The sequence below is a fragment of the Candidatus Dadabacteria bacterium genome, from assembly GCA_009837205.1.
Lineage (GTDB): Bacteria > Desulfobacterota_D > UBA1144 > Nemesobacterales > Nemesobacteraceae > Nemesobacter.
In genome coordinates this window covers 1-9,527 of the sequence record VXTZ01000006.1, presented here as the reverse complement: position 1 = coordinate 9,527, position 9,527 = coordinate 1, and the positions used below count along the sequence as shown (strand labels likewise).

The 9,527-nt window shown below is 48.6% G+C and carries 8 protein-coding genes; 4 read left to right on the top strand and 4 right to left on the bottom strand.

Annotation, left to right across the window (positions count from 1 at the left end):
* Positions 1-267: 267 nt before the first annotated feature.
* From F4Z13_00795 to F4Z13_00785, 3 genes are read left to right on the top strand one after another with little or no spacing between them, the layout of a single operon-like run.
* On the top strand, positions 268-879 hold the full coding sequence (locus F4Z13_00795; GenBank protein ID MXZ47783.1) for a hypothetical protein: 612 nt from the start codon (positions 268-270) through the stop codon (positions 877-879).
* The gene (locus F4Z13_00790) at positions 876-1,829 is read left to right on the top strand and encodes a hypothetical protein (protein ID MXZ47782.1); all 954 of its coding nucleotides are present in this window, start codon (positions 876-878) and stop codon (positions 1,827-1,829) included. The genes F4Z13_00795 and F4Z13_00790 overlap by 4 nt, the downstream gene beginning before the upstream one ends.
* Complete coding sequence (locus F4Z13_00785) at positions 1,814-2,476, top strand: hypothetical protein (GenBank protein ID MXZ47781.1); 663 nt, start codon at positions 1,814-1,816, stop codon at positions 2,474-2,476. Before F4Z13_00790 ends, F4Z13_00785 begins: the two co-directional genes overlap by 16 nt.
* A gap of 621 nt (positions 2,477-3,097) precedes the next feature.
* Here the strand turns inward: F4Z13_00785 and hemG are convergent.
* The 4 genes from hemG to lysA form a co-directional block, all read right to left on the bottom strand.
* Positions 3,098-4,495, bottom strand: coding sequence for a protoporphyrinogen oxidase (gene hemG, locus F4Z13_00780; GenBank protein MXZ47780.1), 1,398 nt, complete (start codon positions 4,493-4,495; stop codon positions 3,098-3,100).
* A 15-nt stretch (positions 4,496-4,510) separates the two neighbouring features.
* Positions 4,511-5,452: a ferrochelatase gene (gene hemH / locus F4Z13_00775; protein ID MXZ47779.1), complete on the bottom strand. Its 942-nt coding sequence runs from the start codon at positions 5,450-5,452 to the stop codon at positions 4,511-4,513.
* Positions 5,453-5,463: 11 nt separating this feature from the next.
* On the bottom strand, positions 5,464-7,365 hold the full coding sequence (gene hemE, locus F4Z13_00770) for a uroporphyrinogen decarboxylase (protein MXZ47778.1): 1,902 nt from the start codon (positions 7,363-7,365) through the stop codon (positions 5,464-5,466).
* An 88-nt stretch (positions 7,366-7,453) separates the two neighbouring features.
* Positions 7,454-8,716, bottom strand: coding sequence for a diaminopimelate decarboxylase (lysA, locus tag F4Z13_00765; protein ID MXZ47777.1), 1,263 nt, complete (start codon positions 8,714-8,716; stop codon positions 7,454-7,456).
* A gap of 376 nt (positions 8,717-9,092) precedes the next feature.
* On the opposite strand from lysA, the gene F4Z13_00760 reads away from it, so the two are divergent.
* The coding region (locus F4Z13_00760) for a fibronectin type III domain-containing protein (protein ID MXZ47776.1) at positions 9,093-9,527 on the top strand (435 nt) is incomplete at its 3' end.

Genomic DNA, 9,527 nt, shown 5'->3' with positions numbered 1-9,527 from the left:
AAACAGGATTGAGGCAACGATAATCTTTTAATAGAAAAGAGGGAATCAAAATGAATATCCTAACCTTATATCTTTGGCAAGGTGCATTTGCTGTGGCAGAAAATTCAATGAGTAGGAAACAGGAACACTCTTTATTATAAACGCCATGATTGTGATGTCTATCTATGTTTACAGGTTTTCGGTTTCAAGGCCAACAGATAATCAAATGATATCAATAAATATGGAATTGCCTTTTCCACATATGAAGACAAGAGGAGAAAATCCTGTATGAAAATCGGCTTTAATTTTGCTAATTATAAGCCAGAACTCTTAATTTTTACGATTGGAGTGCTCTGGTTTCTATGTTCTTGGGCATTATCTTTTTTTTGGCAGTATGGGGTTTTCCAAGGAGTTGCTCCAATTCTACTCGTTGCTTTTCTCTTGGGACTTTATGACAAGTGGTTATGGAAATTCCCGGTACTTAATTGCATGGTAAAAATTCCCGATTTAACTGGTAAATACGAAGGTACAGTCGAATATTACTGGGATGGTGAAAACCAAAGCAAAAGCTGTAATCTCAATATTCAACAGACGGCTTCTTTGATTAAAGTAGAGTGCTCTTTTCGAAAAGAAGGAGAAAACGAAACTTTTTCCGAAAGCAAAAAAGCTTTTTTTGATACTGATGAGATGGGCAATTGTTCCCTCTATTTTTACTACCAGAACAGAGGCTCTGGTAAGGGTGGCGATACCCTGGATCAGCATGACGGAATGACAGTTCTTCAGGTGATCAAGAAAAGTAAGGATATAAAATTAGAGGGTTATTATTTCACGAATCGTAGGACTCAAACCAAGGGACGTATTAGGGTCTCAAAAATCGTTTTGGCGGAGGTAAGTAAATGAATACTCACAAATTATTCCAGAAGTTCAACGGAGCTATAAGATTAACTGACTCAAAGAGAGAAAAGTTAAAAGCCAGCCGTTCAGCGTTGAGAAGTAAAATAAACAAATTTTTCGAAGAAAAGCGTTGGAAAAAACCAGAATTTCATCCTCAAGGTTCCTTTCCGTTAAAAACTAATCTTAACCCTATTCGAGTGGAGGAAGAAGGAGTTATTAAGGAGAAATATGATATGGACGATGGAGTTTATTTTATCAGTCCTGAATCGGACCGAAAAACTCCAGAAACCTATCATAACCGCATAAAAAATGCGGTTGAAGGGCATGCGTCGGACGTAATCGATAAAAACACTTGTGTCAGAGTTGTTTATGCTGACGGACACCACATCGATTTACCCGCTTACTGGCTGAAAGATAAGGACAGTATTCCGCAATTGGCTCACAAGTCAGAAGGCTTTATAGATAGTGATCCCGTAGAATTCATGAATTGGGTTGAGGAAAAAATATCTCAGACGAATTCTACTGGGCAACTGAGGAGAATCATTCGTTACTTAAAGGCATGGAAAGATTACCGGGAATACAAGAACTCCAGCCTTAAACTTCCTTCCGGTTTTATTCTTACTATTCTGGCCTGTAATCATTACCAAGAAAGCGACCGTGATGACTTGGCTTTATGTAATACCGTAAAGAGTATCAGGAATGAATTAAATTGGGACTTTGTGTGTTACCGTCCCACAACTCCTACAGATGAAGAGTTGTTAGGGAAATACAACGAAGAGAAAGTTCTGCATGAGTTAGAGGTATTTGGTGGAAATGCCCAGAGAGCTATAGACTCCGATTGCGAGGAGGAAGCTTCTAAATATTGGAGAAAAGTGTTTGGAGACCGTTTTCCCTTTGGGAAAAAAAGGAAGAAGCCCTTTAAGACGAATGTGGAAAAACCATGGATATCGTTTTAAAGGATGAAGATATTGAGAAAGTAAGGGATGTATTCCCGCAATTAAACTGCGAAGTACGGAATGGGCGCATATGGGGAACTTTGGACCTTTGCTGCTGGTATGACAGCAGTAGCAGAGAGTTAGAGCACAACTCTCAACATCGGGAAGCTATATATGATTCCTACGAAATAGAAATTAAATTTGATAAAAAAGACTTGTTCGGTTTCCCGAAAGTTTATGAAACCTCTGGGAGAATATTAAGATTTTCAACTGACTCGGAAGTAGACTTGGAAGATCTTCATGTTGACAAAAATGATTGCAACAGTTGCTGTCTGGGGATATTTCCTGAGTACCGATGGCAAGGTGCGGTGGATTTCATATTAAAAAAAGTTGTTCCGTTTTTTTACTGGCAATCTTATAGAAGAATAAAAGGACAGGAACCTTGGGAGGGACATGCCCACGGAGATAGAGGTATTGAGGATGCTTTAGCTTTAGTCTCTCGTAGAGGTAAGGGCAGAAATCGCAATGCGTTATGCTACTGTAACAGCGGTAAGAAATACAAAAAATGTTGCGATCAGCAAGACTCAATATTGCGATCGAGCTTGTTAAAAGTAAAGATGGATAGGAGAAAACTTAATACTAATCACTCCGACAAAGATTCTCGGTGATAGCCAACTCCTCTAAACACCGGTTCAGCCAGTTTTTAAGTGGCGAGGAAAAACACGAGGATCAATACCACATTTCATAAAACGGCTATTCGGAAACAAGACTTCTGGAGATCGCCATGGGTGCACAGATCAGAATTAACAAGCGAAATGTCTACGCTATAAAGGACGACTGCAATCCAGACGCGGAAAGGTATACGGACTGCAAGACCACCATTGTGAAGTTTTGGAAAGCGATTCCCCGAAGAGTATGCCCCATTCCACTTCAAATTTGTCCACGGCCTATGTATATCGGCCTGCTATAGTTTGAGAGCTACTTCCATCAAATGGCAAAAATAGTTTGGGAATTGAAAGAAAGGAAAAGGATAGGATTTGAGGTGTCACTTGGTCATCTCTGGAGTATGCGAGGAGGGCTGCCGCTCTCCTCCTACGGAACTTTTGGGGGTCCAAGGGTCCCTCAGCGATTGCCAGCAGTATTTGCCGCATACTCTTAATAATGGAATTTACCGAATGATCAACAGGGATCAATAGAAATTATGCCACCCCCTGTTTGCCGGTTTCAGCATAAAGAAAAAGTGGTCAAACCATCTTTGCAATCACACTCACGTTTCCTTCCTTTTCCACTCAACGGATAATATCCGCATAAATTTTCCTAGCGGCGAGTTCTCCCGAGCGTACGCAGTCCGGAATTCCGATGCCATGATAAGCCGATCCGCAAAGAGCAAGCCCCGAGTGACGCGAAAGTCGGTGCATAACGCCCGAGATATCCTCTTTGTGTCCCAGTGCAAAGCGCGGCATGGACATCTTATATCTCCTGATATAAATCTCTGTCGGATGGTTATCGAATCCAAAAACTCTCGCAAGTTCTTCCCTTAAGACGGATTTTATTTCTTCCTCATCCCAAAGTACCGCATCGGGGTTAAGCTCTCCTCCGAGAAAACACCTGATCACCACTTTTCCGCTCCCGGACTTTCCGGGAAACTTGCTGCTGTAAAGCGAACACGCAACGAGGTTCATTCCCTCTCTGGAAGGAATTATGATTCCCAAGCCCTCGGGAAGACCGCGGAAATCCTTTTCATCAAAAACAAGAGTCGCGACAACAGAAGAAACATAGCGCACGCCCGAGAGTCTCGCTCCAAGTTGCGGATCGACATCAGAAAGCAGCCGGCCTGCCGTATCGGCCCCGACGGACAGGATGACAGCGTCAAACTCCTCTTCTCCACGTCCAGAACCGACAAGCCATCCCTTTTCTGATTTTTTAAGGGAAAGAACCGGGGTCTTGTAATCCTGCCTCGCAAATTCGGCGCTTTCGCAAAGTCTTTCGACGATAAGAGACATACCCTCCGCCGGAGTGAGAAAAAGACCGTACCTGGCACCGCTTTCCCCACGGGACGTCGGTGGATTGCGAAGAAGGTCCCAAAGGACGCTTCGGCTTCGCTGCTCCATCTCAAGGAACTGCGGCATGGTGGCCAAGAGGCTGAGCTTATCGGGGTCGGCCATGTATATCCCGCCCAGAAGAGGCTGCGCGGCCTTCTCGAAGATTTCCCTTCCGAATCTCCTCTCCACAAAAGAACGAATGCTTTCGTCCCCTCCCCCACCGCGGGGAACCAGAGGCTCAAAAAGCACCCTGAGCTTGGCCCCGGCGCTGAACAGTCGGCTGCGCAAAAAGGGAAGAAGCTTTGAGGGAGCCATCAGGAAAAAACCCTCGGGAAGCGCCCAGAGCTTTCCCGCCTGATAAACGAACGTGTCCTTCCGCTGGCCGTATCCCACCCCAAGGAGCGAATCCCTCAGTCCGAGCTCCCTTGCAAGATCAAGCGCCCAAGGCTTTGACGTTATAAAGGAATCGGGTCCGAGTTCAAGAACCATGTCCTCCTTTTTTACGGTATCGAAGACCCCTCCTGGACGCGCGGAGGACTCGAAAAGAACAAGCTCAAGGGGGACGTTTCCCTCCCGGCAAAGCTTTCTCAGGTAGTGAGCAGAGGAAAGACCCGAGATTCCTGCGCCGACAATCGCAACTTTCATACCGAACTATCTTACTTATTGCCGGGAGTTTTCTGAATCGATGAGCCTCAACACCCCGTCGCCCAGAGCCTTTATGTAGCGGTCATCGTCGTTTACGGTCTCGGCCCTGTAGAGGTTCACCCCGTACTCGCGCGCAGCCTCGGTCGCCTCAACCCCTATATCGAAAAGCACCTCGACATGATCGCAGACAAATCCTATCGGCTGAATCACGATATCCGTGAAGCCCCGGTCAGCGAGGTTCCCTATCACGTCGCATATGTCCGGTTCAAGCCATTTCTCGTTCGGAGAGCCGCTTCTGCTCTGGTAGGCAATCATCCATTTTTTGTGCCCGACTCTGTCCGCCACCAGCATGGAGGAAGTCTCAAACTGAAGAGCATAGGGAGACGAATCCGACATCCTCTCGGGAATGCTGTGAGCCGTAAAGACCAGCATAGTGGTATCAAGCCTGCCCTCGGGAATTTCACGCATTCGTTCCATTACCTTGGCCGCCGAGCCCTCTATAAAAAGAGGATGGTTAAAAAGCGGCGGAACATATTCCACGTGAAGCTCCATCTTGAGATCTTCGCAGGCCTCGTCCACATCCCTCATGTACCTCTCCCAGCTCGCATCGGAGCGGTAAACGGCCATTATGAGGCCCACCAGGTTCTTAACACCATTTTCCCGCATCTGCTCAAGGGAATCCTTGATGAACGGATGCCAGTTCCTCATCCCGACGTAAACCGGAAGATCATACCCCCACACTGAAAGAAGCTTCTCAAGTTTTCGGGCCTGCTTGTAAGTAAATTCGTTGAGCGGAGACTTCCCATCGAAGATTTCGTAGTGATGGGCGACTTCCCGCAGCCTGTCCTCGGGTATCGGTCTCCCGCTCGCCACATTCCTGAGAAAGGGCATTATGTCCTCTTTTTTCTCGGGAGCCCCGTATCCAATCATCATTACGGCGTCAAAATTATTTTGCATGGAACTTCTTCCTAAGCTTCCCTTCGCGCGGAATACTCGTGTACCTCGTCAATCAGCCTCAGAACATTATCAACCGGCGTCTGCGGCAGTACACCGTGACCCAGATTGAATATATGCCCGGGCCTTCCTCTCACTCTGTCCAGTATCTTCCTCGCCTCCTCCACGACGTGAGACGGGGTTGAGAGCATTGAGACCGGATCAAGATTCCCCTGAACCGCGAGAGAACTTCCCGCCCTCTGCCAGCCGTCAAGAATATCGACCCTCCAGTCAAGACCTATAACTCCAGCCCCGGTCTCTCCCATGAGTTCGAGCAAGGAACCGGTTCCGGTCCCGAACAATATTACCGGAACTTCCGGCGGGAGCGCCGAGATAAGTTTCTTTACGTGCGGAAAAACGAATCTCTCGTAATCCGCCGGGGAAAGACAACCCACCCAACTGTCGAAAATCTGCACGGCATCGGCCCCGGCATCCACCTGAGCACAGAGATAATCCGAAATACTCTCGGTCAGAATCTCCATCAGCCTCTCCCACAGGGAAGGGTCTCCATACATGAGTTTTTTCGTGTTTACGTAGTTTTTTGAACCGCTTCCCTCAACCGCATAGGAAGCCACGGTAAAGGGAGCACCGCTAAAACCAATAAGCGAAACTTCGGGGGCAAGCGCCTTTCTCGTGATACGCAGAGCCTGGTAGACAAAATCCATGCTCTCGGGATCAAAGTCCCTCAGGGCTTCTATGCGCCTTCGGGTCCTAAGAGGCTTGCCTATCACGGGACCGTCGACGCTCGAATACTCAAGGGAGAGTCCCAGGGGTTCCAGTATGAGCAGTATGTCTGAGAAAATTATGGCCGCGTCCACGCCGAAGCGGTCAACCACCATCAGCGTAATTTCCGAGGCCAGATCCGGGGTCTTGCAAAACTCCTTGAAAGAAACGCGGGAGCGGGCCTCCCTGTATTCCCGAAGAAACCTGCCCGCCTGTCGCATAAGCCAGATGGGAGTATAATCGGATTTCTCGAGTCGACACGCCTTCATAAATGCTCCTTCAGAAGTGATTTCTCTCCTTTGGACCTGCGCGCCGTCCTCCGACCAGACCATCTGCGTGCGGTTCCAGTTCCGGGTATCCACCCCGTTTTGAAAAGCTGTTCTTTTTTTGGCGAGAAGCGCCGCTGACCTTCTGGCCACCTCTCTCACCAGGTTCCCCATTTTCGGGCTGTCGGGCTCATAGTCAACGGATATCCCGTTTTCCCTGAGTGTCTCCGTGGTAGTCGGTCCGATCGAACATACAAGCGCTTTTTTAATTCCTTCAATGAAGTCGTCGGCATATCCTTCCCCGGCCGCCACCTCAAAAAGGTTGGATACCTGCCGGGAGCTTGTGAACAGGAGGCAGTCCTCTTCCCCTTCGGATACGGATCTTACAGCATCGCGCAGGGGACCCAGATCCTCCGGCAGCGCCCACCTGTAAATGGGAATTCTTCTTACGTCAGCCCCTCTTTTTTCAAGAGAAGCGAGAAACTCCTCGTTGGAGACCCCGTATTCCTGGACATACACGACTAGGTTCTCAAGCGACATGTCCCTCTGGTCAAAAGTGGAAAGTATGTCTCTCCACGTGTTCGGTTCAGGAACGGTTATATTCGGTTTTATCCCGAATTTGCGAAGGGCCGCCACGGGCTTAGGACCTCTGGCAAGAATCGTCGTCGCGCTCAGGGCATCCAAATATTTCTTTTCCTCCGACTCCGCGATCACCATGTCGGAGAGGATCCGGGTGCCCACCCCCGTCATCAGCACAAGGATATCAACGTTGCCCGAGAAAAGATCATCGGCAAACCCGGCAACGTAAGGACTTTTAAGATCGGGGACTTCCCTCATCGAGGGTGCGACCCTGGGCACACCGCCGTGATAGGAGATAAGCTTTTTCATCTCCTCGCAACGGCGACTTTCAAAAGACGTTACCTTAAGCCCGTTAAAACCCTGTTTCATGACTTAACTACCAAGCGCCGTTTAGATGCTAAAGAAATTCCGCGATGCTCTCAGCTTTCAGCAGGTCCTCGAGAGTTTCCCTGGCCCTTATCTCACAGTACCTCTCACCGCTTACAAGAACCTCGGCAGCCCGGGGTCTTGTGTTGTAATTAGACGACATCACGAAACCGTACGCCCCCGCGCTGAAAACCGCAAGCAGTTCTCCCGCGGAAACTTCGGGGAAACTCCTGTCTCTGGCCAGAAAATCGCCCGATTCGCATATCGGGCCGACTATGTCCACCACCTCGCGGGATTCAGAACCTCCCACGCGCACCGGCTCTATTCGGTGGAACGAATCGTAAAACGCGGGTCTCACAAGGTCGTTCATCGCGGCGTCGACTATTACGAATTTCTTCGATGTTCCCTCCTTAACATAAAGCACCCTAGTAGACATTATTCCCGCGTTACCCACCATTGATCTCCCAGGCTCAAGGACCAGTCCGTAACTGGTATCGCGAAGATGTTCCTCGAAAACCCGCGCGTACTCGGATTTCGCCGGAGGCTTTTCCTCGCTCTCGTAGCTTATCGCCAGACCTCCTCCTATGTCTATGTAGGAAACTTCAATCCCGTCGCTCCCGAGCTTGTCGGCCAGGTAGACAAGCTTCGATATGGACTCGGAAAAGGAGGAAAGATCAAATATCTGGGAACCTATATGGGCATCAATTCCCCTTATCTCAATTCCCCCCATCCGTGAGGCGTTTCTGTATACATCCACAGCTTTTTCGATCCCGATTCCGAACTTGCTTTTCTCAAAACCAGTCGATATGTACGGATGGGTGTCGGGATCAACATCAGGATTAACCCTTATCGCGACCGGGGCTTTCTCTCCGAGCGAGACGGCCACATCGTTTATCTTCTGAAGCTCCGCTTCGGATTCCACGTTGAAAAAAAGTATCCGGGAGCGAATTGCGGCCTCTATCTCCTCTTCGGTCTTCCCGACTCCCGAGAACACCACTTTCGAGGTGTCTCCCCCGGCGGTGACAACCCTCTGCAGCTCCCCCGACGAGACTATATCGAAACCGGAATCCATGGAGGAGAAAATCTTGAGTACGGATATATTAGAGTTCGCCTTTACGGAATAGCAGATCAGGGGATCGATTTCGGAAAACGCATCCTTGTACTCAAGGAAGCTTGAGCGGATGGAATTGTGGCTGTAGATATAGACCGGAGTTCCGAAGTCCTCGCATATTTTCCTTACGGGAACTTTCTCAACGTAAAGTTCACCGTCAGTATATTCAAAATCGGAAGTCATCATGTAAGCCTCCGCGGGTTTGAAGCTAGAAAATCTACCCGAAAAAAACGGCGGAAAACAATTATAGACCCCGAAACCAGGGAGAACTCCGCAAGCCTAGGGGACCAGCTATACAATTAGTTTATTACTAATACTTCGATTTCTCGTATGTCGATTTTTCGCCTTGACAAAAATAACCAGTTTTTGTTAGTGTTAGGTGTGAAGTAACCGGTTCTTACTAACCGACTGGTTCGAAATCAATTATGAAGTTCTATCAAGCGAGGATGAAAATGAAAGAAAGCAACTTTAGGATTAATTCTGAAGTACCCTTGATTCTACCCCCCCCCTAAAAAATCGTCGGCCTAGCTTTACAAGCGCCGGTTTTTTCCGTTTTTCTATACTGTTTTTCACCCTTTTACTGGTTGCTGTGGTATTGTTCACCGCTTCACGGGCATCGACACAGCAGTCGAGTGTAAATCTTCAATCTGTTAGTACGACTGGTGCCAACCCTCCAAATTATCCAACCGGCACCGCCGAGTCGGGCCCCGCCGACGGCCAGATAACGCTCCGCTGGACGCCTGCGACCAGTGGTCACTCGGTCACTGGTTGGAGTATTCTATGGCGGCAAGTCGGTAGTTCCACTTATCCAAATACAGCAACCTTGGCGGCAGGTGCTCGCACCCACACCATTAACGGGCTGGACAAGAGCCTCAGATATGACGTCCGATTGGTGGCCAATAGTAGCACGGGGCTAGCAATAACTGAGGCCCTTAACATCGCTGCAGTGGCCTCCACGCCTCCGCCCACTGCGTCTCCGCCACCACCCCCACCC

Excerpts from the sequence above, each read along its gene's own strand:
- F4Z13_00795 (MXZ47783.1), top strand. The coding sequence starts at position 268 with ATGAAAATCGGCTTTAATTTTGCTAATTATAAGCCAGAACTCTTAATT.
- F4Z13_00790 (MXZ47782.1), top strand. The coding sequence starts at position 876 with ATGAATACTCACAAATTATTCCAGAAGTTCAACGGAGCTATAAGATTA.
- F4Z13_00785 (MXZ47781.1), top strand. The coding sequence starts at position 1,814 with ATGGATATCGTTTTAAAGGATGAAGATATTGAGAAAGTAAGGGATGTA.
- hemG (MXZ47780.1), bottom strand. The coding sequence starts at position 4,495 with ATGAAAGTTGCGATTGTCGGCGCAGGAATCTCGGGTCTTTCCTCTGCT.
- hemH (MXZ47779.1), bottom strand. The coding sequence starts at position 5,452 with ATGCAAAATAATTTTGACGCCGTAATGATGATTGGATACGGGGCTCCC.
- hemE (MXZ47778.1), bottom strand. The coding sequence starts at position 7,365 with ATGAAAAAGCTTATCTCCTATCACGGCGGTGTGCCCAGGGTCGCACCC.
- lysA (MXZ47777.1), bottom strand. The coding sequence starts at position 8,716 with ATGACTTCCGATTTTGAATATACTGACGGTGAACTTTACGTTGAGAAA.